Annotated in this window: 26 protein-coding genes; 8 read left to right on the forward strand and 18 right to left on the reverse strand. The window is 70.0% G+C overall.

Features of this window, described 5'->3' with window-relative positions:
* Positions 1-125: 125 nt before the first annotated feature.
* From hisB to hisD, 3 genes are read right to left on the reverse strand one after another with little or no spacing between them, the layout of a single operon-like run.
* Positions 126-725, reverse strand: a complete 600-nt coding sequence (hisB, locus tag D0D37_RS20920) for an imidazoleglycerol-phosphate dehydratase HisB (RefSeq protein WP_116202247.1) — start codon at positions 723-725, stop codon at positions 126-128.
* Positions 722-1,831: a histidinol-phosphate transaminase gene (locus tag D0D37_RS20925; RefSeq protein ID WP_116202248.1), complete on the reverse strand. Its 1,110-nt coding sequence runs from the start codon at positions 1,829-1,831 to the stop codon at positions 722-724. Before D0D37_RS20925 ends, hisB begins: the two co-directional genes overlap by 4 nt.
* Positions 1,828-3,153: a histidinol dehydrogenase gene (gene hisD, locus D0D37_RS20930; RefSeq protein ID WP_116202249.1), complete on the reverse strand. Its 1,326-nt coding sequence runs from the start codon at positions 3,151-3,153 to the stop codon at positions 1,828-1,830. Before hisD ends, D0D37_RS20925 begins: the two co-directional genes overlap by 4 nt.
* An 84-nt stretch (positions 3,154-3,237) precedes the next feature.
* On the opposite strand from hisD, the gene D0D37_RS20935 reads away from it, so the two are divergent.
* Positions 3,238-4,035 carry a carbon-nitrogen hydrolase family protein gene (locus tag D0D37_RS20935; protein WP_116202250.1) on the forward strand — a complete coding sequence of 266 codons (798 nt, stop codon included), beginning with the start codon at positions 3,238-3,240 and terminating at the stop codon, positions 4,033-4,035.
* Between the two features lie 42 nt (positions 4,036-4,077).
* On the opposite strand, the gene D0D37_RS20940 is transcribed toward D0D37_RS20935, so the two are convergent.
* The 3 genes from D0D37_RS20940 to eccB all read right to left on the reverse strand — a co-directional run bounded on the left by D0D37_RS20940 (position 4,078) and on the right by eccB (position 6,856).
* A complete protein-coding gene (locus D0D37_RS20940; RefSeq protein WP_116202251.1) occupies positions 4,078-4,731 on the reverse strand; it encodes a response regulator in 654 nt (217 codons plus the stop codon).
* Positions 4,728-5,378, reverse strand: coding sequence for a response regulator transcription factor (locus tag D0D37_RS20945; protein ID WP_116202273.1), 651 nt, complete (start codon positions 5,376-5,378; stop codon positions 4,728-4,730). The genes D0D37_RS20940 and D0D37_RS20945 overlap by 4 nt, the downstream gene beginning before the upstream one ends.
* A 71-nt stretch (positions 5,379-5,449) precedes the next feature.
* On the reverse strand, positions 5,450-6,856 hold the full coding sequence (gene eccB, locus D0D37_RS20950; RefSeq protein WP_116202252.1) for a type VII secretion protein EccB: 1,407 nt from the start codon (positions 6,854-6,856) through the stop codon (positions 5,450-5,452).
* Between the two features lie 152 nt (positions 6,857-7,008).
* Between eccB and D0D37_RS20955 the strand changes: the two genes are divergently transcribed.
* Positions 7,009-8,091 (forward strand): type VII secretion protein EccE, encoded by a 1,083-nt coding sequence (locus tag D0D37_RS20955; RefSeq protein WP_116202253.1) that lies wholly within the window; start codon positions 7,009-7,011, stop codon positions 8,089-8,091.
* Positions 8,092-8,168: 77 nt separating this feature from the next.
* On the opposite strand, the gene D0D37_RS20960 is transcribed toward D0D37_RS20955, so the two are convergent.
* A complete protein-coding gene (locus tag D0D37_RS20960) occupies positions 8,169-8,426 on the reverse strand; it encodes a hypothetical protein (RefSeq protein WP_116202254.1) in 258 nt (85 codons plus the stop codon).
* Between the two features lie 54 nt (positions 8,427-8,480).
* Between D0D37_RS20960 and D0D37_RS20965 the strand changes: the two genes are divergently transcribed.
* Positions 8,481-9,245, forward strand: coding sequence for a MerR family transcriptional regulator (locus D0D37_RS20965; RefSeq protein ID WP_116202255.1), 765 nt, complete (start codon positions 8,481-8,483; stop codon positions 9,243-9,245).
* Here D0D37_RS20965 and D0D37_RS20970 read toward each other — a convergent pair.
* Positions 9,187-9,771: an NIPSNAP family protein gene (locus D0D37_RS20970; RefSeq protein ID WP_244223596.1), complete on the reverse strand. Its 585-nt coding sequence runs from the start codon at positions 9,769-9,771 to the stop codon at positions 9,187-9,189. The genes D0D37_RS20965 and D0D37_RS20970 overlap by 59 nt on opposite strands.
* Before the next feature lie 85 nt (positions 9,772-9,856).
* Between D0D37_RS20970 and D0D37_RS20975 the strand changes: the two genes are divergently transcribed.
* Positions 9,857-10,810 carry a helix-turn-helix domain-containing protein gene (locus tag D0D37_RS20975; protein WP_116202256.1) on the forward strand — a complete coding sequence of 318 codons (954 nt, stop codon included), beginning with the start codon at positions 9,857-9,859 and terminating at the stop codon, positions 10,808-10,810.
* On the opposite strand, the gene D0D37_RS20980 is transcribed toward D0D37_RS20975, so the two are convergent.
* Positions 10,755-12,077 carry an MFS transporter gene (locus D0D37_RS20980; RefSeq protein ID WP_116202257.1) on the reverse strand — a complete coding sequence of 441 codons (1,323 nt, stop codon included), beginning with the start codon at positions 12,075-12,077 and terminating at the stop codon, positions 10,755-10,757. The genes D0D37_RS20975 and D0D37_RS20980 overlap by 56 nt on opposite strands.
* Before the next feature lie 95 nt (positions 12,078-12,172).
* Between D0D37_RS20980 and D0D37_RS20985 the strand changes: the two genes are divergently transcribed.
* A complete protein-coding gene (locus tag D0D37_RS20985; protein WP_116202258.1) occupies positions 12,173-13,126 on the forward strand; it encodes an Lrp/AsnC family transcriptional regulator in 954 nt (317 codons plus the stop codon).
* Here D0D37_RS20985 and eccD read toward each other — a convergent pair.
* From eccD to D0D37_RS21015, 6 genes are read right to left on the reverse strand one after another with little or no spacing between them, the layout of a single operon-like run.
* Positions 13,116-14,492 (reverse strand): type VII secretion integral membrane protein EccD, encoded by a 1,377-nt coding sequence (gene eccD, locus D0D37_RS20990; RefSeq protein ID WP_116202259.1) that lies wholly within the window; start codon positions 14,490-14,492, stop codon positions 13,116-13,118. The genes D0D37_RS20985 and eccD overlap by 11 nt on opposite strands.
* Positions 14,489-14,812, reverse strand: coding sequence for a YbaB/EbfC family nucleoid-associated protein (locus D0D37_RS20995; RefSeq protein ID WP_116202260.1), 324 nt, complete (start codon positions 14,810-14,812; stop codon positions 14,489-14,491). Before D0D37_RS20995 ends, eccD begins: the two co-directional genes overlap by 4 nt.
* Complete coding sequence (locus D0D37_RS21000) at positions 14,805-15,296, reverse strand: hypothetical protein (protein WP_116202261.1); 492 nt, start codon at positions 15,294-15,296, stop codon at positions 14,805-14,807. The genes D0D37_RS20995 and D0D37_RS21000 overlap by 8 nt, the downstream gene beginning before the upstream one ends.
* A 5-nt stretch (positions 15,297-15,301) precedes the next feature.
* A complete protein-coding gene (locus tag D0D37_RS21005) occupies positions 15,302-16,648 on the reverse strand; it encodes a WXG100 family type VII secretion target (RefSeq protein ID WP_116202262.1) in 1,347 nt (448 codons plus the stop codon).
* Between the two features lie 3 nt (positions 16,649-16,651).
* On the reverse strand, positions 16,652-17,701 hold the full coding sequence (locus tag D0D37_RS21010; protein ID WP_116202263.1) for a WXG100 family type VII secretion target: 1,050 nt from the start codon (positions 17,699-17,701) through the stop codon (positions 16,652-16,654).
* Between the two features lie 34 nt (positions 17,702-17,735).
* Complete coding sequence (locus D0D37_RS21015; protein ID WP_116202264.1) at positions 17,736-18,524, reverse strand: WXG100 family type VII secretion target; 789 nt, start codon at positions 18,522-18,524, stop codon at positions 17,736-17,738.
* A 135-nt stretch (positions 18,525-18,659) separates the two neighbouring features.
* Here D0D37_RS21015 and eccCa point away from each other — a divergent pair, with 135 nt between their 5' ends.
* The gene (eccCa, locus tag D0D37_RS21020) at positions 18,660-22,604 is read left to right on the forward strand and encodes a type VII secretion protein EccCa (protein ID WP_116202265.1); all 3,945 of its coding nucleotides are present in this window, start codon (positions 18,660-18,662) and stop codon (positions 22,602-22,604) included.
* 6 nt (positions 22,605-22,610) lie between these two features.
* Here eccCa and D0D37_RS46715 read toward each other — a convergent pair whose 3' ends face one another.
* The 3 genes from D0D37_RS46715 to D0D37_RS21030 form a co-directional block, all read right to left on the reverse strand.
* The gene (locus tag D0D37_RS46715; RefSeq protein WP_162834359.1) at positions 22,611-22,778 is read right to left on the reverse strand and encodes a hypothetical protein; all 168 of its coding nucleotides are present in this window, start codon (positions 22,776-22,778) and stop codon (positions 22,611-22,613) included.
* A gap of 406 nt (positions 22,779-23,184) precedes the next feature.
* Entirely contained in the window at positions 23,185-23,946 is a 762-nt protein-coding gene (locus D0D37_RS21025; RefSeq protein WP_162834360.1) for a hypothetical protein, read from the reverse strand.
* A gap of 5 nt (positions 23,947-23,951) precedes the next feature.
* A complete protein-coding gene (locus D0D37_RS21030) occupies positions 23,952-24,404 on the reverse strand; it encodes a WapI family immunity protein (protein ID WP_116202267.1) in 453 nt (150 codons plus the stop codon).
* Between the two features lie 60 nt (positions 24,405-24,464).
* Between D0D37_RS21030 and D0D37_RS21035 the strand changes: the two genes are divergently transcribed.
* Both D0D37_RS21035 and D0D37_RS21040 read left to right on the forward strand, forming a co-directional pair.
* Positions 24,465-25,148 (forward strand): hypothetical protein, encoded by a 684-nt coding sequence (locus tag D0D37_RS21035; protein WP_208720065.1) that lies wholly within the window; start codon positions 24,465-24,467, stop codon positions 25,146-25,148.
* Between the two features lie 63 nt (positions 25,149-25,211).
* Positions 25,212-25,916 carry a S1 family peptidase gene (locus D0D37_RS21040; protein WP_116202268.1) on the forward strand — a complete coding sequence of 235 codons (705 nt, stop codon included), beginning with the start codon at positions 25,212-25,214 and terminating at the stop codon, positions 25,914-25,916.
* Positions 25,917-26,018: the final 102 nt, after the last annotated feature.

Genomic DNA, 26,018 nt, shown 5'->3' on the forward strand with positions numbered 1-26,018 from the left:
TTTGGGCGGCCAGAACCCGCGGGTCAGCAGCCACAAGATCGCCCGCGAGAGCGCACTATCTCCGTGAGAGCACCGCGCGCGACGTCAAGCAGCGACGCCGCGCACGGTGTTCCGCGCGTGCGGCGTTAAAGCACGCCCTTCGTGGACGGAATCCCGCCCGCCCGCGGGTCCGGTTCCGTCGCCGCCCGCAGCGCGCGTGCCACGGCCTTGTACTCCGCCTCCGCGATGTGGTGCGGGTCGCGGCCGTGGATGACCCGGACGTGCAAGGCGATCTGCGCGTGGAACGCCAGCGAGTCGAAGACGTGCCGGGTCAGGACGAACGGGTAGTTGTTACCGATGGTGAAGGTGTTGTACTGCTCCGGTTCCCCGACGTGCACGCAGTACGGGCGGCCGGAGACGTCGATCGCGGCGTGCGCGAGGGTTTCGTCCATCGGGATCCACGCGTCGCCGAATCGGCGGATGCCGCTCTTGTCGCCGAGGGCCTGGCGCAGTGCCTGGCCGAGCACGATCGCGGTGTCCTCGACGGTGTGGTGCGCGTCGATGTGGACGTCGCCGGTCGCCTCGACTTTCAGGTCCAGCGAGCCGTGCACGCCGAACGCGGTGAGCATGTGGTCGTAGAACGGCACGCCGGTGGCGATGTCCACCTGCCCGGTCCCGTCGAGGTCCAATTGGACCAGGATGGACGATTCCTTCGTGGTGCGCTCGATTTTGCCGACGCGGCTCATCGCTTGATGTCCTTACTCGCTTCGAGGAAAGCGTCGTTCTCTTCCGGGGTCCCGATGGTCACCCGCAGGTGGCCTTCGATGCCCACGTCCCGGATCAGCACGCCGTGGTCCAAATAGGACTGCCAGCTGGCCGGCGCGTCACTGAACCGTCCGAAGAGGACGAAGTTCGCGTCGCTCGGCACCGGGGTGAATCCCAAGCCCAGCAAGGCTTCCACGACGCGGTCGCGTTCGGCGGAGAGCCGGTGCACCGACGCGAGGGTGGCGTCGGCGTGCCGGAGGGCGGCGCGGGCGGCCGCCTGGGTGACCTTGGAAAGGTGATACGGCAGGCGGACGAGCTGGAGAGCGTCCACAATGGCCGGTGCGGCGGCGAGGTAGCCCAGCCGTCCGCCGGCGAAGGCGAACGCCTTGCTCATCGTGCGCGACACGATCAGCTTCGCCGGGTACTCCGCGATCAGCTCGATCGCGGAGGCCTGCGACGAAAACTCCGCGTACGCCTCGTCCACCACGACGATCCCCGGGGCCGCGTCGAGCACGCCGCGCAGCTGGTCCAGCGGGATCGACCCGCCGGTGGGGTTGTTCGGGCTGGTCACGAAGACGATGTCCGGCTTGCGCTCGGCGACCGCCTTGGCGGCCTGAGCGGTGTCGAGCGAGAAGTCCGCGCGGCGCGGCACCGGCAGCCAGTCGGTGCGCGTGCCGGTCGCGATGATCGGGTGCATCGAGTACGACGGCTCGAAGCCCAGCGCGGTGCGCCCGGGACCGCCGAACGCCTGCAGGATCTGCTGCAGGATCTCGTTGGACCCGTTCGCCGCCCACACGTTGGACTCGGACAGCACCACTCGCGTGGACACCGTCAGGTAGTCGGCCAGATCGGTGCGCAGCGCCACCGCGCCGCGGTCCGGATACCGGTGCAGCGACGCGGCTTCGGCGCGGACGGCCTCGGCGACGTCGGCGACCAGCTCGGGCGGCGGCGGGTACGGGTTTTCGTTGGTGTTGAGCCGGATCGGGACGTCCAGCTGCGGCGCGCCGTACGGGGTGCGGCCCCGCAGGTCCTCGCGCAGCGGAAGGTCGGCGAGGGTGACCTCTCCGCCGGGGATGGCTTCGTTCATCGGCCGTCTCCTTCGAAACGTGCGGTGACGGCTTCGCCGTGGGCGGGCAGGTCTTCGGCGTCCGCGAGCGCGACGACGCGGGAGGCGACCTCGCGCAGGGCGTCCTCGGAGTAGTCCACGACGTGGATCCCCTTCAGGAAGCTCTGCACCGACAGGCCCGAGGAGTGCCGCGCGAATCCTCCGGTGGGCAGCACGTGGTTCGAGCCCGCGCAGTAGTCGCCCAGCGAAACCGGGGCGTACGCGCCGACGAAAATTGCTCCGGCGTTGCGCACCCGGGCGGCCACTTCGCGGGCGTTCGCGGTCTGGATTTCCAGGTGCTCGGCGGCATACGCGTCCACGACGCGCAGGCCGTCGTCCACAGTGGACACCAGGATGATGCCGGACTGCTTGCCGCCCAGCGCTTGGCCGACCCGCTCGGAGTGCTTCGTCGCGGCGACCCGGGCGACCAGCTCGCGGTCGACCGCGTCGGCCAGCTCCTCCGACGTGGTCACCAGGACGCTCGCGGCCAGCGGGTCGTGCTCGGCCTGGCTGATCAGGTCGGCCGCGACGTGCGCCGGGTCGGCCGTCTCGTCGGCGAGGATCGCGATCTCGGTCGGACCGGCCTCGGAGTCGATGCCGATCACGCCGCGGACCAGGCGCTTCGCCGCGGTGAGGTAGATGTTGCCCGGTCCGGTGACGATGTCCACCGGGGCCAGCTCGGCGCCGTCGGTGTCGACGCCGCCGTACGCGACCAGCGCGACCGCCTGCGCGCCGCCGACCGCCCAGACCTCGTCCACGCCGAGCAGCGCGGCCGCGGCCAGGATCGTCGGGTGCGGCCGCCCGCCGAACGCGGCCTGCGGCGGCGAGCACACGACCAGCGAGCGCACGCCGGCCAGCTGCGCCGGGACGACGTTCATCACCACGGTCGACGGATAGACCGCCAGCCCGCCCGGCGCGTACAGGCCGACGCGGTCGACCGGCACCCAGCGCTCGGTGACCGTGCCGCCGGGGACGACCTGCGTCGTGACGTCCTGGCGGCGCTGGTCCGAGTGCACCTTCCGGGCGCGCTTGACGGACTCCTCCAGCGCGGCGCGGACCTGCGGATCCAGCTCGGACAGTGCCTTCGAAAGCTCTTCGGCGGGCACCCGGACGGTCTCCGGGCGCACCTTGTCGAACCGCTCGGTGAACTCGAGGACCGCCTCGACCCCGCGGTCCCGCACGGCCTCGACCACCGGCCGGACCTGATGCAGCGCCGCGTCCACGTCGTACTCGGCGCGCGGAAGCGCGGCACGGAGCTCGGCAGCGGAGGGGACCTGCCCGCGCAGGTCGGTGCGGTTCAACATGGACACCAGGGTACGAGGTGGCCCGCGCGCGCCCGGCAGGGATACTCGGTGTCGACCCGCTGTCCCCGGACCAGGGAGGCTCGTGTGCCCCGGATCGCGTTGTGCCAGCTCAACTCGGGCGACGACCCGGAAGAAAACCTGAAACCGGTTCGCTCCGGCGTGGAGGCCGCGGCGGCCGCCGGCGCCCGGGTGGCGGTGTTCCCGGAGGCGACGATGGCCCGCTTCGGCCGCCCGCTCGCCCCGGTCGCGCAGCAACTGGACGGCCCGTGGGCGTCGGCGGTGGCTTCGATCGCTTCGGAGCACGACGTGCTGGTGATCGCGGGGATGTTCACGCCCGCGGACAACGGCCGGGTGCGGAACACGCTGCTGGTCACCGGGCTGGGGCAGCATCTCGGGTACGACAAGATCCACCTGTACGACGCGTTCGGGTTCGCCGAATCGGACACTGTCGCGCCGGGGTCGGAGGTCGTGACGTTCTCCGCGGAGGGGACCGTGTTCGGGGTCGCTACCTGCTATGACCTGCGGTTCCCGGAGCTGTTCCGGCGGTTGGCCGACGACGGGGCGGACGTGGTGGCGGTCCCGGCTTCGTGGGGTGCGGGGGCTGGGAAGCGGGAGCAGTGGGAGGTGCTGGTGCGGGCGCGGGCCCTGGACTCCGGGTGCTGGGTGGCTGCTTGCGGGCAGGCTGATCCTTCGGCGACCGGGGTGGAGGTCAATCCGAAGGCACCGACCGGGATCGGGTACTCGCTGGTGGCGGACGGCTTCGGGCGAGTGGCGGAGCAGGCGGGGGCCGGGGCGGAGATGCTGGTGGTGGATGTCGAGCCGGAGGTGGCTGGGAAGGCTCGGACGGCTACTGGGGCGTTGGCGAACCGGCGGCTCTCGTGAGTGCTTATGCCGGTTAGAACCGGCATAAGCACTCACGACTCCCTAGCGCAGCAAGCCTTCCCGGATCGCCACTCGCACGAAACCGGCCCGGCGCCGCTCCCCCGTTTTGTCACGGATCCGGTCCAGGTACGACCGCACCGTCCGCACGCTGATGTCCAGGATCTCCGCGACGTCGACGTCCCGCTCTCCCGCCGCCACCAGGCGCAGGACCTGCTTTTCCCGCTCCGACAGCACTATCTTCGGTCCCGCGTGCCGTTCGTCGCTGTCCTGGATGATCATCCCGGCCAGCGTCGGCGAGACGTACGCGTTGTCCTCCGCGATCGTGCGGATCGCGCGCAGCAACTCGTCCCCGTCGACATCCTTCGACAGGAAGCCCTTGGCTCCGGCCTGCATCGCGCCGAGGACCTCGGGCTGTTCTGCGTGCGCGGACACCACGAGCACCTTGTGCCCCATCTGCCCCACCTCGAGCACCGCGGCCGCGTCCTGGACGCCGCGCAGTTTCAGGTCGAGCACGACCACGCTGCCGGGCGGCTGGTCCTGCACCGCGAACCGCGCCACGGAGTCGGCTACCGCGACCAGTTCGATGTCCGGGGCCTCGTTCAGCACGCGCGCGACCGCATCGCGGTACAGCGGGTGGTCTTCGATCACCCCGACCTGGATGGGTCCGCTCCGGCGCCGCCCCTCGTCGGCTTTCACCTCAGTGTTTCCTTCCCCACCAGCCCGCGGCGGATCGCTTCCTTCACCAGGCCGGGGCGCCGCCGTTCGCCGGTCTTGTCGCGGATCCGGTCGAGGTAGCCGCGCACGGTGCGGACGCCGATGTCGAGGATCCGCGCGATGTCGACGTCCCGTTCCCCCGCGGCGACGAGCCGCAGCACCTGCACTTCTCGCGGCGACAGCTCCATTTCCGGCCGGGTGACCGGGCGGTCGGTGTTGTCCTTGATGATCATTCCGGCGACGACAGCCGACACATACGCGCCGCCGCCCGCGACCGCGCGGATGGCGATCAGCAGTTCGTCGACGTCGACGTCCTTCGACAGGAATCCCTTGGCACCGGCGGCGATCGCGGCGAGCACCGTCTCCGGTTCGGCTTGTGCGGACACGACCAGCACGTGATGGCCCAGCTCGGCCACTTCGAGCACGGCAGCCGCACCGGCGACGCCAGGCAGGCCGAGGTCGAGGAGAACCACGCTCCCGGCCGGCTGGCGCGCGACGTGGAAGCGGGCGACCGAGTCGACCACCGCGCCCAGTTCGACGTCCGGGGCCTCGATGAGGACGCGTTCCACCGAACGGCGGTAGAGGGGGTGGTCTTCGATGACGGCGACCTGGACGTTGCCGGGCGCCAAGGATTCCGGCGGTTCCGGCTCCGGGTCTCCTACGTCGCTGGTCCGCTGCGCTGTCGTGGTCACCGGCTCGCTCACCCCGTTCCCGCAGGCTGCCCGGCCACGTCGGGACTGAGCGCGGGACCGGTCGGCATCAGCGCGAGAAGCCCGCCCGCGATCGGATGCCCGGAACCAGAACCGTAGCCCAGCGACGCGAGCGCCGTCCCGTTCGCCACCGGATATTTTCGGCCTGTGTCCGTGACGAGATAAATGGTGCCGGAGCCGGGGTCTGTCACGACCGCGCCGCGCGATGGCGGGACGTACACGACATCGGCGACCCGAGCGTCCGTCCGGCTCTGCACCGGCAGTGCGCGAGCACCGGACGGGACTGGCAGATCCGCCGAGACCGTCACGCGGCTGTTCTGCGCGCACAGCGTCACCGCACTGCCGGTGATCGGCGCTTTCCCGGGGATCCGGTCCGGATACGCCGCCGGATCCGCTCCGCCAGAGCGGGATTCGCTCACCTTCTTCACCGCGGCGACGTCCGCGGCGCGAACCCGCACCGGTTCCGGACGGCCCGAGTACGCCGATTCGTTGCCCGGGGTCGTAACGAGCAAGGCGGCTTCGGTCTGGCCGACGGGTTCGAGTCCGTCCGGACGGACGAGGTAATACGTCGAAGCATTGGCGGGCCCGGCCATCGGGTCGACGACCGACAGCACCTGGCCGACGCGCGTCTCCTGCGTCCCGACGCGCGGGCCGCGGTTTCCAGCACCGTCGACTGGTATCTCACCGAGGTCGCGTCCGGCGGGCACGGTGTCGATCCAGCGGGCGGACACGGTGATCGTCGGGTAGCTGTCGAATTGCAGAGCCGCCGCGGCTTCGTCGCTCAGCCGGTACCGGTGGCCGCCCGCGAGCAGGAACCGGCCGCTCTGCGGAACGCGGACGATCACGCCCGAATCGCGCGGCAGCTCGACCCCGGACGGGGCCGCTTCCAGCAGCACGGCGACGAGCGGTTCCGCCGAGGCGGGAGCGTCCTGGGTGGTGCGGCTGCAACTGGTCCACGGCGTGGTGATCAGCGTGCTGGGCAAGGAATCCGGCGCGCCGACGATCCCGATCTGCGTGCCGCGCGGTGCTGTGCCGAGCTTCTCGGCGGGCACCGTGACGGTCTCATGGCCGTTGCCGCCGGCCAGCAGCCGCGCGGACGCGTAGTTGAGCACCGGGTGCACCGCGCCGTCCGCGCCGAGCACGAATCTCGCCCCGCTGCCCTCTTCCACGATCACTTTGCCGCCGGCCAGCCAGTCCTTCCCGCCGGACGGGCTGACCAGGCCGATCACCCCGAACACCGCGGTCGCGAGCAGGGCCGCGCCGACGCCGAGCACCGTGCCGAGCACGAGGCGGCGGCTGGGCGACACCGGATGGTTGGCGTCCGCGGCGACGAGCGCGGACACGAGACGGCGGCGCAGGAATTGGTACGCCTGGATCTGGTCCCGCTGCGTCCACACGCTGTCCCGGCCCCCTGGAGATCACATCCGCTTCTCGCGCAGGCTAGACAGTTCCGGGAGGGCTTACGAGGGTAATTTTTACGCCCACGCGCCCGCGCGGGAACGCTAGCGTTCGCGGGGCCGGGTCGCTGCCCGGGGAAGAGGGGAATGCGTTGTCCGTGTCCGCGCCGCCTGCCCCGGCTCCTGTCCGCGCTCCCGGGACCGCCGGGATTTCGGGCACCGCGCCGTGGCCGTGGCTGCTGCCGATCCGCCCGCTGCAGGCAGCCGGGTGGGAGATCGCCGCTCTGGCGCTGCTGCTCGCGTTCACCGTGCCCGGCCTGGCCCAGCCGGTGCGGATCACCGTCGCCGCGCTGGCCGGACTGCTGGTGGTGACGACGTCGGTGCGGGTCGCCGGACGGCATTTCGCCGGCTGGGCGTGGACGTGGCTCGCGCATCGCCTGCGTCGCCACGACAGCCGCCGCGACAGTCCGGACGCGCTCCTGCGCATCGCCGGTCCGGTGAAGGTCCGCCAGCACGTGGACCGCGCGGGCAACCGATTCGGCGTCGCCGAGGTCGACGGCGACTGGAGCGCGATCGTCCGCCTCACGCCTGGCGCCGGGGAGCCATCGACCGACGAATTGCTGACGATCCTCCGCACGACGTTCCAGAACCCGGACATCCCGCTGGCCGCCGTGCAGCTGCTGACGTGGGCGGTGCCAAGGGATTCGCGGGTGTACCGGGTGCGCTGGCTCGCGGTGCGCTACCGGCCGGAAGACGCGCCGATCGCCGCCCTCGCCCGAGGCGGCGGTGAGCTGGGCGCGTTGCGGAGCACGGCGAGTGCGGCGTTGAGCTTGATGGTGGCGTTGGCGGAGGCCGGGTATCCGTCGACGGTGCTGGAGGCTGGCGAGCTGACCAACGAGCTTCGGGTGGCGCTCGGTGTTTCGACGGGCGACCCGGAGTCCGACGGGGACTTGTGGCGCGCGTGGAAGTGGGGCGGGCTCACGCAGACGTGCTACTCACCGCGGTCTTCGCGGGGCCTCGCCCGGACGTTGGGCGTGGCGGTGCCGGGGGCGGCGTTTACCGCTACTTCCGCGACGCTGCGGCGGACGCCGGGTGGGCGGGAGAAGCTCGAGTTGACCATCCGGGTAGGGGCCCGGGCCGCGGAAGTGCCGGTGCCGCAGGGGGTTTCGGTGGTTCCGTTGCATGGCGGGCACGGGGCGGCGGTGCGGAGGACTTTGCCTCTCGCGCTCACCTGAGACAGCCAGGTCCGTGAGGGGAACCCTGAGGGAATCAGAGTCCCTCAGGGTTCCCCTCACGGACCTGGCAAGCCGAGTTAATCAGCGCGAAGGAGCCGCTCTAGTTCCGTATCCGCCTCGCTGCTCCCCGCGTCCGAAAGCCGTTGCAACTCCCGCAGATCGCGGTTCTCCACCGCGCGCCGGGTCAGCAGCCGACCGGCGTGTTCGCTGCCCTCGTCCAGCAGATCCGACAGTTGGGTCAGGTCTCCGCGGCCGTCCGCGAGGTCGGCGAGGCGGTCCAGTGCGGTCTCGTTCCCCTCGTCGGCGAGCGCGCGCAGGGTGTCGTAATCAGCCATGCCGCCAGCTTCCAACCTTGCCCCTGGGACAAGGTCAAGCGCGATACTGGAGACATGCTCACCATCGGCCAGCTCGCCCGCCAAGCCGGGATCTCGGCCAAGGCCGTCCGCGTCTACCACGCCAAAGGGCTGCTTCCCGAGCCCGAGCGCGACGCGTCCGGGTACCGCCGTTACGACGCGCAGGCGGTGATCGACCTGGCCCGCATCGTCACGCTCGCCCAGGCGGGCGTCCCGCTGGCGCGCATCCCCCAGGTGCTGAACGCCGACGAGACCGCGCTTGAGCAGATCGACGCCGAGTTGCGCGACCGGATCCGGCAGCTTCAACAACGTCGCGTCCGGTTGCGGGATCTCGATCGGCCTGACCGGCTGTGTCTGTCGCCCGAGGCCATCGCGTTCATGGAGCGGCTAAGGCCGGTCGGGCTGTCCGAACGCCACGAGCGCGCGATCCGCGACGGCTGGATCCTCGCCTACGCACTCGCCCCGGACATCACTCGCGCCATCCTCCCGGGACGCACCGCGCTGCTGGACGATCCGGAGTACATCGCCGTCCTGCGCGGCTATGACGAGGCGATCGAGTGGAATCCCGACGACCCCAGGCTCGAAGCGATCGCCGACACCGCAGCGGCGCTCGCGGAGCGAATGACGTTGCCGTCTGATCTGCCGGACTTCCAGAAGGTCCCCCGCCAGGTCGTCGAGCTTCTCACCGGGCATCTCGACAGCCCGGCTTGGCAGCGTCTCGACCAGCTGGTCGCCCAGCGGATCAGCGCAGCGCAGAACGCGACGTCGGAGCCAAGCGGAGCCGCTGCACGTCGGGCATAGCCAGCTCGCGTTCGAAAGCCTGCCGGGCCGCAAGATCAGGGAAAACCCAGACTCCTACCCGGACGTTCTCCCCTTCCCGCACCGGCAGCGCGCGGAAGGTGTTCTCCGCGGGCTCGGTGACGAAGGAAGCGAACGGTTCAAGGAAGTAGGTGGAAGGCGGGCCGATGAGCACCAGGACTCGCGACGACGCAGCTTCGAGCGTCCGGGGCGACGGCGGGAAGTCGACTTCGGGGCGGAGCAGCAGGACGTTGTCGCTGTCGAGCATGGTGGCGTTGGCGGCCTCGCGATGCTTCCGCCAAGCCTCACCTTCGAGGTAGAACGCGGTCAGCGCGGCGTGCCGGGCAGCCAGGTCCGGGAAGGAGCGGAACCACACGAACCGGTCCGGGTCGTCCTCGTCGCGGAATTGGCCGACGACCGTGCAGCCCGCGGCTTCCTGCGGTTCCACCAGCTCCCGGTCGAACAGCTCGATCAGGACGTCCCGTCGCCCGGGCCGGAGGGTGTACTGGCGAAGTTCCACGACGGTCACGGCAGCGAATCTGCCACCGCGCCGAAGCCAGGACGAGTGGCAGGACTGACTCCTTCCGCAAAATTCCTGCCGTATCCTCGAACCCATGCGAACCGTCGCGGTCGCGCTGGTCGACGACATGCCGCTGTTCGAACTGGCCATCGCGGCGGAGGTGTTCGGGCCGTCCCGGACCGACCTCGCCGACCCCTGGTACGAGCTGCGGTTCTGCGCGGCGAAGCCGGAAACCCGCACGGAGTTCGGCTTCCGGCACCACGCCAGTCACGGTCTCGACGCGCTCAAGGACGCTGACACCGTGCTGGTGCCCGCGTTGCCGTATGCGTGTGTCCAAACTGGACAGCCCGTCCCGGCGAACCTCGTCAAGGCCATCCAGGAGGCCGCGGACGCGGGTGCGCGGATCGTTTCGCTGTGCACCGGTGCCTTCGCGCTCGCGGCGGCGGGGCTGCTGGACGGTCGGCGCGCGGCGACGCATTGGATGTACGCCGCCACGCTCGCCATGCTTCATCCGCAGGTCCAGGTGGACGCGTCGGTGCTCTACGTGGACGACGGGCAGGTGCTCACCAGCGCCGGACGCAGCGCGGGAATCGACCTCTGCCTGCACGTCGTGCGCAGCGACCTCGGCGCGCACGTCGCCAACGAGGTCGCCCGTCGGATGGTGCTTCCCGCCCATCGCGGCGGCGGGCAGGCGCAGTACGTCTCCGCCACCGTTCCCGAGACCGACGACGCCGGGCTCGGTCCGGTGCTGCACTGGGCGACGCGGCACCTCGACCAGCCGCTGACCGTCGAGCAACTGGCCCGGCAAGCCGGAGTCAGCCCGCGCACGTTCGTCCGCCGGTTCCACGAGGCCACCGGGACGACGCCGTTGCAATGGCTGCTCGACCAGCGCGTTCTGCACGCCCGCAGGCTGCTGGAATCCACCGACCTGCCGATCGGCCTCATCGGCGAACGCAGCGGCCTCGGCTCGGCGGCCAACCTCCGCCGCCATTTCACCCTCCGGCTCGGGACGGCTCCGACAGACTATCGGCGCGCGTTCCGCGAGTGAGCCCGATCGCCGTCAGCCCGGCCGCGACGGTCAAGCCGACGGCCGTCCAGCACGCGACGGTCAGATCGGACGCGAGGAAGACCGTGGTCAGCACAGCGACTCCGACGGTTCCGCCGAGTTGCTGCACCGCGTTCAGCAGGCCCGCCGCCGAACCCGTCTCCGCGGGGCGGACGAGTGCCAGCGCAGCGGTGAAGAACGGCACGGTGAACAGCCCGGTCCCCGTTCCCGCGACCGCCAGCGAGGGCAGCAGCGGGCAGCCCAGCGCGACCCCGGCGATGCCAACGGCCAGGAATCCCGTGCCAGCAAAGAGAATCCGGGTTCCGAAGCATGGGACGAGCCAGCGTCCGGCCACAAAGGACGATACGGCCAGGCCGCAGGACCACGGCAGCAACGAGAGTCCTGCCGTCCGGGCGTCGGCGTGCTGGGTCAGTTGCCGGAACAAGACGACGACTTGGGTCAGGCCGGTCATCACGGCGAAGAACAGCACCGATGTCACCAGCCCGGCAGGGAAGCCCAGACCGCGGAACAGGCTGCGCTCGACCAGGTTGCCCCGGAATCGTTGTTGTAGAGCGAAAATACCGAGCACGACCATTCCTGCAGCGACGAGATAGCCGTTCCAGTGGGTAAGCAGCGGGTAGACCACGAGCCCGGCACCCAGGACGACCAGACCGGTCCCGAGCAGGTCGAGCCGCGGCCGGGCGGCGGACCGGTCTTCGGCGAGCAGCCCGGACGCGGCGAGCACGGCGAGTCCTAGCGGGACGTTCACCAGGAACACCGACCGCCACGACCAGGCGTCGGTCAGCAGTCCGCCGAGGACGGGTCCGCTCACCGCGGCCAGTCCCATCACCGGGCCGATCATGCCGAGCGCCCGCGCCCGGGCCGCGCCGTCGAACAGGACGCGGATCAGCCCGATCGTCTGCGGGATCACCAAGGCGGCCGAAGCCCCTTGCAGCGCACGGAAAACGAGCAAGAACCCTGGCGTAGCCGCGGCCGCGCACAAAGCTGAGGCGAGCACGAAACCGGCCACGCCGAACTGGAACGTACGGCGTCGCCCGAGGATGTCGCCGAGGCGTCCGCCGGTGATCAGCAAGAGCGCGAAGGGCAGCGTGTAACCGGCGGTGTAGAAGGAGATCGTGCTGGGTGCGCCGCCGAGTTCGGCGTGCACCGCGGGGGCGGCGACTTGGACGATGGTGGTGTCGAGAAGGTTCATCGCTTCCGCGACGAGGAGGACCGCGAGCGCGGCCCAGCGGCGTGAATCGTTCGGCATGCGGCCAGGCTGCGCAGCTTCTCCACCGGATTCCAGCCACTGTCGAAAATGAACAGAAATCTTCCACTCAGGACATCTTGGTGCAGAATCAAGCCATGCTCGACGATCTCGACCATGCCCTCGTCCACGCGCTCCAGATCGACGGCCGCGCCCCGTTCGCGCGGATCGGCACCGTCCTGGGCGTCTCGACGCAGACCGTCGCACGCCGCTACCGACGGCTGCGCGCCGAAGCCGGGCTGCGCGTCGTCGGGCTGGCCGCACCGCATCGCGCCGGACAGACGCAATGGCTCGTGCGGCTCACCGTCGTCCCGGCAGTCGCGCAGCGGGTCGCCGACGCGCTCGTCCGGCGCACCGACACGACCTGGGTCAAGCTGGCCGGAGGCGGTACCGAAATCTGTGTGATCGTCAACGCTGCCAACGACTCCACGCCCGAGCACGGTCTGCTGCTGCACGACATCCCGCGCACGACCGGCATCACGGCCGTCTCCGCGCACCAGCTGCTGCACCTGTACCACGGCGGCCCCACCGCCTGGCTGGGCCGCGCCGAGGTCCTGACTGACGACCAACGCCGCCAACTGGAGCCAGAAACGAGCCCCACCCACATCGACGCAACTCCCGCCGACGAACCCCTGCTCACCGCGCTGCAGCGAGACGGCCGCCTCGGGCAGACCGAACTGGCGACCGTCACCGGCTGGTCCGCCGCGACCGTCGCGCGCCGGATCGCCGACCTGCGCGCAGCGGAAACCCTTTATTTCGACGTGGAAATCGACGCCCGGCTCTTCGGCGCGACCACCCAAGCCCTGCTGTGGATGGCCGTGGCCCCCGCCGATCTCGACGCCGTCGCCACCGAACTCGCCGCCCATCGCGAACTAGCCGTCGTAGCCGCGACCACCGGGCCGACAAATCTCCTCGCGCACGCGCTCTGCGCCGATCCCCCAGCGCTGCACCGCTACCTCACCCACCGGCTCGGCGCGCTGCCCGGCATCCGCTCGTGTGAAACCGCGCCAGTCCTGCGCACGCTGAAAGCCGCCAGTCCGCTCAGCCGCTGACCGCCTCGTACACCCCGGCGATCAACGCCACGAACGGCACCAGCGACAGCAGCACCAGGAATTCCGAGATGTCCAGCAACCGCGACCAATACGGCGACCGCACCCCGCGCGCGACCCGCGTCGCGTAGAACAGCGACACCACCGCGGCCACCACCAGCACCAGCCCGACCGCGAGCAGCGCGATCCGCTGGTTGTCCGCGATCAGCCAGAAACCCGCGGTCAGCAACGCGGCGAGGCCGAAGCCGACCAGCACCAGCCGTTGCGTGCGGCCCGCGTACGAACGCGAACGCTGGATCCACGCCGTCCCGAGAAGCGCGGCCAGCCCGGCTTCCCACGGGCCGCCGGTGGCAAGCACGATCGACGAACCGATCACCGCCAGCCCGAGCGCGACCAGCAGGCTGGTGAGCAACGCCTGCGCGTGCGTCGTCCGGCCGGCCATTTCCACGCCGAGCGACGGTTGTTCGTTGGCCCGGAAGGATTCCATGTCGTCCGGCACGCGCGGGAGCGGCATCCGGCCCAGGCGCAGCGCGAGCATCGGCGCGACAGCCGCCAACGCCGTCGCCAATACTGCCGCGACAGCCGCGGCGGCGACCGGCTTCGCGCCAGTCAGCAACACGACGCCGGTCGCGATCGCGCCGATCCCAGCCGCACCAACGACCGCGACGAAGAATGGCAGCCGGTCGGACACTGAAACCGCGGCCAGCACACCGTAAACAGTCACCGCGGCCAGACCGGCGGCAAGCGGTCCGGCGGCGAGCGAGAACATCGAATGCGGTGGCAGCAAAGACATTCCGGCCAGGAACGCCACGCCGACCCCGGCCAGCGCACCGGCCGCACCCGCGCCCGAATCGCCGTACGCCCGGCTCAGCGCGCCGCCGCCGAGCAGCAGCACGATCGCGAGCAGCCCGGTGCCGATCGGCGCGAGCACGCTGCCCGCCAGCGAGGCCTGGATCAGCAGCCCGCCCGCGAACAACAGCACCGCGGCTGCCGTGATCCCGGCCCGCCGCGCGATCTTCGGCCCCCACGCGGTCGACGCGGATTCGCCGACGCTCGCGATCGAATCGACCACGTCGTCGAACAGCAGCGGACCCCGCGGACGTTCACGCGGGGTCAGGTGCAGCACCTCGCCGTCGCGCACCTGCGCGGCGGCCACGGTGAGCCCGAGCGCGAGCGGCGCGCCGCCGAGCCGCGACAGCACCCAGCCCGGATGCTCGGCCGACGCCTGCCCGGCCGCCCCGGCGAGCCGGACCAGCTGCGGCACCAGTTCGGCGAACGTGCTCTGCTGCGGCAGCGCGACGTCCACCCTGGCGCGCGGGGTGACGATCGTGACGCGCCGGGTCGACCCGGCGACGGCCGGCGCGCTCACAGCTGGGACCTGGACGCCTCGATCACCGGGGCGAACTTCGCGCTGCTCGCCTCGGCAAGCTTCTGCAGGCCCGCGTTCACCGCTTCGAGGACGATCTCCGACAGCGTGCGCGCGTCGTACTCGCGGATCGCGCGCTGGTCGATGTCGACCGAGGTGAACCGGCCGTCGCCGCGCAGCGTCACGGTCACCTCGTTCTGCCGCGAAGCCGCCTTGACCTCCATCGCCTCGACCGTGCGCTGGATCCGCTGGACCTCTTCGGTCTGCTTGCGGACCTGCGCGAGCAGATCGTCCATGTCCGGCACGGCATACGGTTCAGTCACCGTCGTTCTCCTTCTCCTGCGGGGTTTCCCGGCGGACGTGCACGCTGGCGACGAACTTCCGGAAGTCGGGGACGAGCGTGCGCGCGTCCTGCGGATCGGCGGTGCAGACCAGCTCCAGCACGACCCGCCCGGCCGGACCGGGCACGGTCAGGAACACCTGGATCTGCAGCAGGTCCTGGCCTTCGCCGGTGCGCATCCGCACCGTCTGGGTGCAGCCGGGCGCATCGGGGCTGCCAACCTCTTGGCGGTCGAGGACGTCCAGCAGCGCCATCGTCCGGCCGAGCCGTTCGACGGCCTCGTCGGCGATGTCCTTCATCGGCAAGGAATCCTGCCGCTGCTGGATGCCGAGCGTGATGTTCGGCGTGAAGTCCGCGAGCGGTTTCGGGTGCACCGCGACGAAAACCAGGCCGGGCGAGATCGGCGGCACCGGCGTCCAGCCCTCGGGGACGTCGAAGCCCAGCGGAAGCGTCACCAGATCCGCCATGGCGCTCACCACGAACCCGCATACTGCACCGCGTCGTCCCAAGCCCCGCCCAGGGCGTCCGCCGCCTGGCTCGCCGTGTGGCCGACCGCGTCGACCGCCGCGCCGCCGTATTCGCTGACCGCCGCGCCGACCTTCGGCAGGTCGATGTCGATCTTCGCGCCAAGACCAGCGCCGAGTCCTAGCGCGGCACCGGCCTTGAAGTTCATCTTCAGATGCCCGTTGTCATAGACAAATTGGCCGTCGAGCTGTGCACCGATTCCATATTGGACACTCCCGCTCGCGCCGACGCCGACCCCCGCGACATCCGCGGCGACCTGGCCCTCCAGCTTGCCGCCCGCGAAAGCGTTGGCGTGCACGCCAAGTCCGTGCAACCCCAGCTGCCCCGACGCACTCACCTCGCCGCCAGCGAACGCGGAACCGCGAGCGCTGCCGTGCGCGACGCCGTAGCTGCCGCTGGTCCCGATGTCCTCGCGGAATCCCAGTTCCGCATGGCCGGAAGCCTTCGCATCCCAGCCCTGCGAGGAGATTTTCCCGTCATACTCCGGAATGAAGCCGTCTTGCTCGTGCGCCGTCTTGTAGTAGGTGATCTCGGTGGCGCGGGCAATCTCGCTCTTCTGTTTCGGCTGCCCGAACGGAGTGTCGGCCTTCTTCGGCGCGCGAGTGCCTTCCAAGCCGTTCCAGGTCAGCTTCTTCCAGCCGGAGTTGCCGAACCACGACGGTGCCGAACGAGGTCGCTTCCGTCCGTCGAGCGTGTCGCCGTTGACCCAGGAGAGCGGGCCGTAGGTCCGTTTGCCCAGCTTGCCCGGCTTGCTCATCGGCCCGGCCCACGGCGCGGGGAACAGCTCCGCCAACGCGTCCGACAGCTCGTCGGCGACCTGCCCGGCCGCCGCGACTGCCTGCTCGCCCAAATCCCTTGCGGCGGCGATAAAAGCGCCCACCGCGTTCGGATCCGCCGACCGCGCTTGATTGGTGAGCTGCGCCCCGTACTGATCGAACTGCGAGAGAACCGAGTCGACCCCGGAGCGCGCCCACCGCAGCAGCTGTCCGGCCATCGACAACCGCTTGCTCTGGTCTGCCAGTTTCGTGCCGTCTTCGGTCAACGCGTGCGCGACATCGGATGCTGCTGTCGCGTACGCGGTGTACGCAGCACCGTCCCAGTCAGCGTGCAAAGCCGTGGCAGCGTCCGCGATTTCGGTGGCCTTGCCGGTAATCGTGGACGCGTTGGTGCCACAGCGGTTCGCGGCCGCCTCGAGCGCCGCCGGGTCGCCCGTGACCCGGCGCTGGTATTCGACCAGCACCTGCCGGTAATTCGACAGCACCGAGCTGACGACTCCGGACGCGTCCACGGCCACCGGTTACGCGCCCTTCGCGTCGATGTCGACGTGCTGCTGGAAGTGCTTGCCCTGGTAAGTGACGTCGACATCGATGTCCACGTCCTGCCCGGCCGGCGCTTCGACCGTCGACTGGCCGGTGTTGAGGTCGGTGTGGATCACGACCTCGTGCGCGCCCGTCGACTGTCCCGGCACCGAAGGCGCGGGGGACGGAGCCGGGGCGGGATCCACGGGGATCCAGCTGTTCCCGGGATTGGCCCCAGTTCCGGCACCTCCGCCGGACGGCCAGGTCCCAGTGCCAGTGCCGGTTCCGCTTCCCGAAGGCCAGCTGCCGTTGGACAACGCGGGCGGCGTGTAGTTCGTGAACGACGGGTTGCCGCCGGGCGCTCCCCCGCCGCTGCCGCCGATGGCCGCCTGCCCGGACGCGCTCGCGACCGGCGCGGGCATCTGCGGCGCGGTGACCGGAGTGCCGGAGACCGCCGCGTTGCCCGCCGCGCCGTTGGCGTCGGAAGCACCGTGGTGGAACAGCTTCTCGAGGTCGCCGATGATCGTCGCGACCTGGCTGATCTGGTTCGCGAGGTCGCCCGCGCCGAGCGCCTTCAGCAGACCGCCGACCGCGGTGATGAATCCGCGCAGCGTGGCGCTGGTGGCGGTGGAAAGCGCTACTGCAGCCCCGTAGGTCCACCAGTTCGACATCAGCGACGCGACAGTCGGGTTCACCGCCGCGACCACCGACCGGTACGCCTCCTGCGCCGCCTTCACCAGCGTGCCCGAGACGCCGAGCAGCTCAGCGCCCTTCTCGATCACGTTGATGATCTTGGTGAGCTGCTCGAGCGAATGGGAGATCTTCTGCAGCGCCGATTCCGACGCCCCGCCGGACCAGACCTTGCCGAGCTGGTCGGCGGCCTTGCTCAGCTCGGTGTAGAGCGAGGTCAGCTCGGCGGCCTTGTGCAGCAGGTCGAGGACGTGCTTGGCGATCTGCTCGGGCTGGCCGGTGACGATCTGCGGCAGCACGGTGATCGGGCCGCCGCTGGTCGCGGTGGCGTCCATCGCGCTGGAGTTCGGGAAGAACATCGGCTTCGGACCTCACTTGGTCGGGGGATCGGGGTCAGACGGAGGCGGGCCGGTACACGCTGACCTTGGCCAGTCCGCCGAGGCCCGGATCGACAGGGCCGTGGTTGTAGAGGGCGCCGCCGTCCCCGGCGACGCCGATCACCGGGTGGTGGTCGGGCAGCAGCAGCGGCTCCACGACGACGACGTCGCCGCTGTGCACGCCGCCGGGCACGTCGCCGAAGGTGCGCGCGGTGCCCGAATAAACCTCGATCAGGCCGACGCGCGCCTGGTTGTCGGCATCGCCGGCCAGCCAGTCGTTGAAGTCCGCGACGCCGTGGAAGCGGGCGTCGGTCAGCGGATGGTCGGCGAGCCTGCCCAGGTCCGCGTCGCCGAGGTAGCGCAGCACGTTGCCGACCGAGGACGGTTCGCCGTGCGCGCCGGTGCTGTCGGTGATCGCCGCCTCGGCCAGGTGCGCGGCGTGCGGGGCTCCCCAGATCGACGTCAGCGGCGACCCAGAAGACCCAGACGACCCAGCATGGCCGCCGCCGTAGCCGTCGGAAACCGCTTCGTCGGCACTTTGGTAAGCGTCCGCGCTGTGCTTGACCAGGCCGTTGATTTCCTGCAGCAGCTGCAGCAGCGAACGCACCGCGGTCACCTGTTGCGAGTGCAGCGCCTCGTTCGCCGCCGCGACGACGCTGCCGAAACTGGCGAACGTCGTCGGCTGCAGGACGAGCTTTTCCAGGTCTGCGACGGCGTTGATGCCGTGGGCGATGATGCCGCCCACGTTGCCGACGGTGGAGCGCATGGCCTCCGGCTCGGCCCGGTACTCGCCGGTCGTGCCCATGGCTCACCCTCCCGGTCTCCTGCGGTCGACGCACCGGTGCGGGGCGTCCGCGCAGAGCGTAGGTTCGCGCCGCCGGGCGAGCGGACGGCAAAAGTACCCACCGCGACCGGACAACGGGCGGCCAAAATACGGGGCATGAGTTCCCCCCGCGACCGCCTTGGCCTGCTCGGCGAGCAGCCTGGGGAGATCATGCTGCAGTCGCCGCCGATGCTGCCCAAGAGCGGTTCCGGCGGCGTGATGCAGCTCATGATGTTCCTGCCGATGATGCTCGGCATGGGCGCGATGTCGTTCGTCTACATCGGACGCGACGGCGGGGTGATGACCTGGATCTTCGGCGCGCTGTTCGTCACCGCGATGGGCGGCATGATCGTGATGTCGCTCGGCCGCGGCGGCATGGCGAAGAAGGCGCAGATCAACGAGGAGCGCCGCGACTACCAGCGGTACCTCGCCGGCCTGCGCACGCGCGTGCGCGCGGTCGCCGACTCCCAGCGCGCCACGCTGATCGCGCAGCAGCCGGATCCGGCGGACCTGTGGGCGTACGTCGAAACCGACCAGCACTGGGACCGCCGCCGGGGCGACCGCTCCTTCGGGATGGTGCGCGCGGCCACCGGTCCGCAGCCGCTCGCGACACCGTTGCGCGCGCCGCAGATCGCGCCGCTGGAAGAGCTGGACCCGGTTTCCTCCACCAACCTCAAGCACTTCATCCAGACTTTCTCGACCGTCGAGGGACTGCCGGTTTCGGTTTCGCTGCGCTCGTACGCGGCCGCGACGCTGTCCGGCCGCCGGTTCGACGTGCTCGGGATGACGCGCGCGGTGCTGGCGCAGCTGGTCACTTTCCACTCCCCGACCGACCTGCGCGTGGCGTTCTGCGTCGCCCCGGACCGTTCGCACGACTGGGATTGGGCGAAGTGGCTGCCGCACGCCACCGCGCCGGTGCTCGCCGACGCGACCGGCCCGCGGCGGCTGTTCGCCGACAACGCCGCGGAACTGGCGCGGTTGCTCGGCCCGGATCTGGGCGACCGTCCGGCGTTCTCGCGTCGTGGTGCGTCCGTGGATCTGCCGCACCTCGTGCTCGTCGTCGACGGCGGCGACTCCCACGGCGAACCGCGGCTGCTGGCCGAAGAAGGCCGGCTGGGCGTGACGGTGCTGGAAGTCAGCGGCGACCAGCCGCGCGCGACGTCGACCGACCGATTGCTGAGCCTGCACATCTCGCCCGACCAGCTCGGCATGGTGGTGCTCGACGGCACCGAAGCGCGGCTCGGCTTCCTCGGCATGCCGGACCGGCTCGACCACGGCGCCGCCGAAGCGCTGGCCCGGATGCTGACGCCGCTGCACCACGGCGGCGCGGTGGTCAGCGAACAACCGATGTCCTCGACGTTCGGGCTGGCCGGGCTGCTCGGCATCGGCGACCCGCGCGACACCGACCCGACCGTCACCTGGGCCCCGCGCGCCGCGCGCGACCGGCTGCGGATTCCGTTGGGCGTGAACCCCGACGGCCGCCCGGTCGACCTGGACCTCAAGGAATCCGCCGAGGGCGGCATGGGTCCGCACGGCTTGGTGATCGGCGCGACCGGCTCCGGCAAGAGCGAACTGCTGCGCACGCTGGTCACCGCGCTGGCCGTCACGCATTCGTCGGAAAAGCTGAACCTGGCGCTGATCGACTTCAAGGGCGGCGCGACGTTCGCCGGCATGACGAACCTGCCGCACACCTGCGCGGTGATCACGAACCTGTCCGACGACCTTGCGCTCGTCGACCGCATGGCGGACGCGTTGAACGGCGAATTGCTGCGGCGGCAGGAACTTCTCCACTCATCCGGCAATTACGCGTCGGTGCGCGACTACGAAAAGGCGCGCGCGGAGGGTACGCCGCTGAAACCGTTGCCGTCGCTGCTGGTGATCATCGACGAGTTCTCCGAGCTGCTGTCCTCGCGGCCAGAGTTCATCGACCTGTTCGTCGCGATCGGACGGCTCGGCCGTTCCCTGGGGATTCACCTGCTTCTGGCGTCGCAGCGTCTTGAGGAAGGCCGGTTGCGCGGGCTCGACTCGCACCTGTCGTACCGGATCGGCCTGCGGACGTTCTCCGCCGCGGAAAGCCGCGCGGTGCTGGGTGTCGCGGACGCGTACCAACTGCCGCCGGTGCCCGGTTCTGCGTATCTGAAGTCCGACAACGACACCCTGATCCGACTGAAGGCCGCATACGTGTCCGGCGAACTCCCGCCACGCAGCCGGATCGTGCGCTCAGACGGACAACAACTGGGCGTCCTGCCATTCACCCTGGGACCGGTTGAAGTACCAGTCGCCGAACAACCCGCCGCCGAGGCGCCCACAAAGGGCACCGGGGAAACGATCATCGGCGCGATGCTGTCCCGTTTGGAAGGACGCGGCCCGGACGCACACCAGATCTGGCTGCCGCCGCTGGCCGAACCGCCCACTTTGGACCAGCTGCTGCCCCCGATCGGCGAAGACCCGCGCCGCGGCTTGTGTCCTCTCGGCTGGGGCGGCAACGGCAAGCTGACCATCCCGGTCGCCTTGGTGGACAAGCCTTTCGAACAGCGTCGCGACATGCAGTGGGCAGATTTCTCCGGCGCGGCGGGCAACGCGGTCATCGTCGGCGCACCGCAAAGCGGCAAGTCGACATTGATGAAGGACATCGCCGCGATGCTCGCGCTCACCCACACCCCCGTTGAGGTGCAGTTCTTCATCCTCGACATGGGCGGCGGCGCGCTGGCCCCGATCGCCGGTCTCCCGCACGTCTCGGGTTACGCCACCCGCCGCGACCCGCAACGCTGCCGCCGGGTCGTCGCGGAACTGGTCACTTTGCTGGAACAACGGGAAGAATTCTTCGCCGCCCACGGGATCGAGTCGATGGCCGCCTTCCGCGGCCGCCGCGGCGAATTCACCGAAAGCAGCGACGACCGCGAGTTCGGCGACGTGTTCCTGTTCGTGGACAACTGGACCACGATCCGCTCGGAGTACGAGAAGCTCGAAGAACAGATCACCGCGCTGGCCCAACGTGGTCTGGGCTTCGGCATCCACGTCCTGGTCTCGCTGAACCAGTGGATCGGCGCCCGCGCGCAACTCCGCGACGCCATCAGCACCCGCTTCGAACTGCGTCTGGGCGACCCAGCGGATTCGTCGATCGACCGCAAGGTGGCTCAAAACGTCCCCGCCGACCGCCCCGGACGCGGCCTGACCGCGGACAAACTGCACTTCCTCGCAGCCCTCCCGCGTATCGACTCGGACCAACGCCCAGAAACCGTCGGTGCCGGCGGCCTAGACCTGGTCCGCCGAGTCTCCGCCGCCTGGACCGGTCCGCGCGCGCCCCAAGTCCGCCTGCTCCCACCAGAAGTCCCGCTGGACTCGCTCCCCGCCGCCCCGCACGGCCGGATCACCTTGGGCCTGGCCGAATCCACCCTGCGCCCCGTCCACCTGGACTTCCGGACGGACCCGCACTTCCTGGCGTTCGGCGACGTCGAATCGGGCAAGAGTTCGTTGCTGCGCGCCCTCGTCACCGGCATCTGCCAAACGCACACCCCCGACGAAGCCCTGATCCTGGTCGGCGACTACCGGCGCGGCCTGCTGGGCGTGGTGGACCAACCGCACCTGCTCGGTTATGCCGGTGCGGAGAACACGTTGACGGACTTGGTCAACCAATGCGCGACCGCGATGCGCAACCGGCTCCCCGGCCCGGACGTCACGCCCGACCAACTGCGCAACCGCTCCTGGTGGCGGGGCCCGGACCTGTACGTGGTGATCGACGACTACGAACTGGTCGCCACCGCGGGCCGGAACCCCGTGCTGCCCTTGCTGGAATTCCTCCCGCAGGCAAGGGATATCGGCCTGCACCTGATCCTGGCCCGCTCCTCCGGCGGTGCCGGACGGGGTCTGTACGAGGCGGTGATCCAGCGAGTACGGGAACTGGGCTCGCCGGGCCTGGTCATGTCGGGCGGTAAGGAAGAGGGCGCGCTGGTGGGCGACGTGAAGCCTTCGCCGCAGCCTGCTGGCCGGGGGACGCTGGTGTCGCGACGGCACGGGACGGAACTGGTGCAGGTGGCGTGGACCAAGCCGGTGGAGGACTGAGCGGATTCAGTCGAGGAAGACCTCTCGGTGGGTCAGATTGCTCAGGTAGGAGACGTCCCAGTCCGCGGGCACTTCGCTGCGGACCCGCCGGACAAGTTCCCAGCCCCGCTCGCCGAAACGCCGCCCGGCTTCCTCCGAGGGGAAGGCGGGCGCCGGGTTGGCGTGGCGTCCCATTCGTCCTGCCACGCGGACAGGTCGCGAGCCAGTTCCGCGCTCAGCCCCAACTCCGGAGATGCCGGATGGACCGATGCGGTCGCCGAGCTGACGAGCGAATCGAAAAACCATACGGGGCGGGGCCGTCGTGGTGCGGAACCACGTCCCACAACGACTTCGTCGCACGCCACACCGCCGTTACCGCCGACCACGCGACCTCGCCGCTGAGCGTCAGCGTCACAACCGCATCAGCCGCAGCGGCCGGGTCCGACCCCGCCTCCGCGATCACCCTCGCAACCAACATCAGCAGACACCCACCCGTCGCCGTCACACCGATCTTCGACGGGAAGCGCAGCAGTCAACGCTTCGAATCCGGCTGCAGCACTGAGCCCGCCAGTCCGGCAGTACAACCGAATCTCGTATGCCATCACGCGAGCCGATGCAGGGCCGCGCGCACCTCGGCGAGTAGTTCCTCGTCCGTCGTATCGCCCGGGTCGCGCAGTGTGGGATCGATCGGATAGTCCTCCAGCACGAAGAAAAGGTGGTTCAGCACCCGCCCGAGCGGGCCCCGCAGCCGCTCGTTCCGTTCCAGGGACAGCATCCGAGCCGCATACCAAGTCCTCGCGAACTCCGACCCGGTCACTTCCCCGCGAACGAACGACTCCATCGCAGCCACCTGCCGCCCCACTCCGGATTCGGCAGGCACCTCGCTCCGCTTCGCCCAGGCGTGTTCCACCGGCGGGTACTCGGCTGCGACACCAGGCAGTTCGGGAAACCGCTCAGCCAACCGCGGCACCGTCCGCCCGAACCGAGCCCGAGCGCCGTCCACACCGCCGAGCACAGCACCGGAGAGAAACAACCGGGTGCCCGCCACCAGCACATATCCCCCGCCGCTAGCGAGAACCGCGCCAGACAGATCGGGCACGACGAACAGCACTGAACCACCGCTCGTCAGCTCGGAGTCCACCGCCAGCCGTTCCGTAAGCGTCCCCGGTTCGAGACCGCAGCGCAGCACCTCCGTCGCGCCGACGAACCGCGCTCCCGTTCGCAGCCGGTCCAGGACCGCGTCGTCCACTCCGGACGGAGCGGCGATCGGAGCGACGGATTTCTCGTCCACCGCAAGCCATTTGTCGGCAAAGCGATGTGGCCCGGCAAGAACAGCGTCGGCGATCCGGTTGTTAAAGTCCACGATGCTCATACTCCCGGGACTTCGCCGGGAAGCCCGAGAACGGGATAAGCCCCCTCGATCGCAGTCAGCCCAGCCACAACCTCCGCCACCTGCGCATACTCGATCCCCTCGAGACGGAACAACAACCGGTTCCCGCTCGAGTGATCAGCGACCGCGACGCCCTCCGCCTCGACGCGGCCGCCCTCGACGGTCACGGTCAGGTCCAGCCAGTCCTCCAGGGACGTCAGCCGCGCGCTGCCGCCAGACACCGTGCAGGCAGCCAACTCCTGCCGAAAGCCTTGCAATTCATTGGCCCGCAACCCAGCGTCCAGCCGCGCGGTAAACCCGCCAGAGACGATCTCGATTGGGCTGACCAGCCAGTTCCCGTCCCAGAAATCGTCCGCGCCGGGATGCATTCGCCCGCGCACCGCGATCACCAAACGATCCCCGCGCGCCGCGCCGAACGTCACCGTATGCATCCTGCTCCCTGGTATCTCCACTGCTGCCAGCATATGCAGTCCACGAGCGAGGGAGCCCTGATGCCCGGCCTGGTCGAACTGGCCTACACCACCGGCGGAGGCGTCGTCGGCGCCGCGCTGACGAACTACTTCACCAAGGTCCAGGAGCGCCGCCAGCTTCGCGCCGAGGTCTACCGGCGGCTCGAAGCGACTCGCGCGATCTCCGGCGGTGTGCTCGAAATCCGGGTCGGTTTGCCCCCGAACACCTTGACCGGCCGGAAATCCGTCGCCAACGCACTCGGCATCGTCGCCGTCCTCGAAGACGGGACGGACGCACACCGCGCCCTCCGCGAAGCTCTGTCCGAGCTGCTCACCGCGGTGCTGGTCGCCGGAATCCCCCGCCGCGTAGCCGATTTCGCCGCCGGCGCGCACGAACGCGTCCTGGAAAGCGCCGTAGCAGCAACCGTCGACCGACGACTCGGCGGAATCCCGGACGCCAACTCCGAGCAACTTACCCAAGCCGCCCAGACTTACCGCGCCGAGACAACCAGACTCCTGCTCGCCGTCCTGTGGCACCCATGGCGAGCCCGGCTCCGCACCCGCAGCCGGATCCGCAAACTCCGCGTCGCCGTGCACGCACTGCATCTTCAGCAGGAAGCCGCCGTCGCCGCGCTCACCCGTCCGGAGCAAGCCGAGGCCCTCCACCAGCGACTTGACCCGGACGGCACGCTCCGCGAAACGTGGATCGAAGACCGACTTCCGTAGGTTACCGGATTTCCACTTGCCGCCTACGGTCGGGAAATCACCACCGAGGCGGAGGGATTTTCCATGCGTTACGCGAAAGCGGCGGCCGTGGTCGCAGGGGCTGCGATGGCGTTCGGAGTGGGGGCAGTTGTCCCCGCGAGTGCCGACACGCACATCATCGGCGGCGGCACCGTGAAGTCGGCCCCGTGGGGCGCCCAGGTGTTCTGGGACGACGTCACCGATTACGGCGGCTTCGAATGCTCGGGCACGATCATCGCCTCGCAGTGGGTGCTCACCGCGCAGCACTGCCTGAACAAGGGCGGCATGCACGTCAAGGTCGGCGACGTCGCTCTGGGCCAGGGCACCGAAGCCGCGGTCGACGAGCAGAAGGCCTCGCCCAACGGCGACATCGCCTTGCTGCACCTCAAGTCCGCAGTGGACACGACGTTCATGAAGCTGGCCGACAAGGACCCGGACAACGGCGCCACCAACCAGATCTACGGCTGGGGCCGCACCAAGGACCAGAGCCCGCCGTCGGACACGCTCAAGACCGCGGACGTCCAGGTGACCGGCGAGAGCACGGATGCCTTCAACGGCAAGGCAATCGCCAGCAAGGGCGTCACCGGTTCCTCGTGGCACGGCGACTCCGGCGGCCCGCAGCTGGCCGACGGCGTCCAGGTAGGCGTCTGCTCGACCGGCGAAAACTCCGGCAGCGACGAACACGGCACCCAGAACTACGCCAGCGTCGCCAACAGCCGAGACTGGATCAAGCAAACCGCAGGCGTGTAACAAAAAACAACGTGAAGGGCTCCTTGAGGGAATCACTTTCCCTCAAGGAGCCCTTCACACATCCAGCCGCACCCGCGCACCCACCCATCGAGGCACCCAGCC

Origin of the sequence: Amycolatopsis circi (assembly GCF_003385235.1) — a bacterium.
GTDB classification, from domain to species: Bacteria; Actinomycetota; Actinomycetes; order Mycobacteriales; family Pseudonocardiaceae; genus Amycolatopsis; species Amycolatopsis circi.

Excerpts from the sequence above, each read along its gene's own strand:
- hisB (WP_116202247.1), bottom strand. The coding sequence starts at position 725 with ATGAGCCGCGTCGGCAAAATCGAGCGCACCACGAAGGAATCGTCCATC.
- D0D37_RS20925 (WP_116202248.1), bottom strand. The coding sequence starts at position 1,831 with ATGAACGAAGCCATCCCCGGCGGAGAGGTCACCCTCGCCGACCTTCCG.
- hisD (WP_116202249.1), bottom strand. The coding sequence starts at position 3,153 with ATGTTGAACCGCACCGACCTGCGCGGGCAGGTCCCCTCCGCTGCCGAG.
- D0D37_RS20960 (WP_116202254.1), bottom strand. The coding sequence starts at position 8,426 with ATGGCTGATTACGACACCCTGCGCGCGCTCGCCGACGAGGGGAACGAG.
- D0D37_RS20965 (WP_116202255.1), top strand. The coding sequence starts at position 8,481 with ATGCTCACCATCGGCCAGCTCGCCCGCCAAGCCGGGATCTCGGCCAAG.
- D0D37_RS20975 (WP_116202256.1), top strand. The coding sequence starts at position 9,857 with ATGCGAACCGTCGCGGTCGCGCTGGTCGACGACATGCCGCTGTTCGAA.
- D0D37_RS20980 (WP_116202257.1), bottom strand. The coding sequence starts at position 12,077 with ATGCCGAACGATTCACGCCGCTGGGCCGCGCTCGCGGTCCTCCTCGTC.
- D0D37_RS20985 (WP_116202258.1), top strand. The coding sequence starts at position 12,173 with ATGCTCGACGATCTCGACCATGCCCTCGTCCACGCGCTCCAGATCGAC.
- D0D37_RS21000 (WP_116202261.1), bottom strand. The coding sequence starts at position 15,296 with ATGGCGGATCTGGTGACGCTTCCGCTGGGCTTCGACGTCCCCGAGGGC.
- D0D37_RS21010 (WP_116202263.1), bottom strand. The coding sequence starts at position 17,701 with ATGTTCTTCCCGAACTCCAGCGCGATGGACGCCACCGCGACCAGCGGC.
- D0D37_RS21015 (WP_116202264.1), bottom strand. The coding sequence starts at position 18,524 with ATGGGCACGACCGGCGAGTACCGGGCCGAGCCGGAGGCCATGCGCTCC.
- eccCa (WP_116202265.1), top strand. The coding sequence starts at position 18,660 with ATGAGTTCCCCCCGCGACCGCCTTGGCCTGCTCGGCGAGCAGCCTGGG.
- D0D37_RS46715 (WP_162834359.1), bottom strand. The coding sequence starts at position 22,778 with ATGGGACGCCACGCCAACCCGGCGCCCGCCTTCCCCTCGGAGGAAGCC.
- D0D37_RS21030 (WP_116202267.1), bottom strand. The coding sequence starts at position 24,404 with ATGCATACGGTGACGTTCGGCGCGGCGCGCGGGGATCGTTTGGTGATC.
- D0D37_RS21035 (WP_208720065.1), top strand. The coding sequence starts at position 24,465 with ATGCCCGGCCTGGTCGAACTGGCCTACACCACCGGCGGAGGCGTCGTC.
- D0D37_RS21040 (WP_116202268.1), top strand. The coding sequence starts at position 25,212 with ATGCGTTACGCGAAAGCGGCGGCCGTGGTCGCAGGGGCTGCGATGGCG.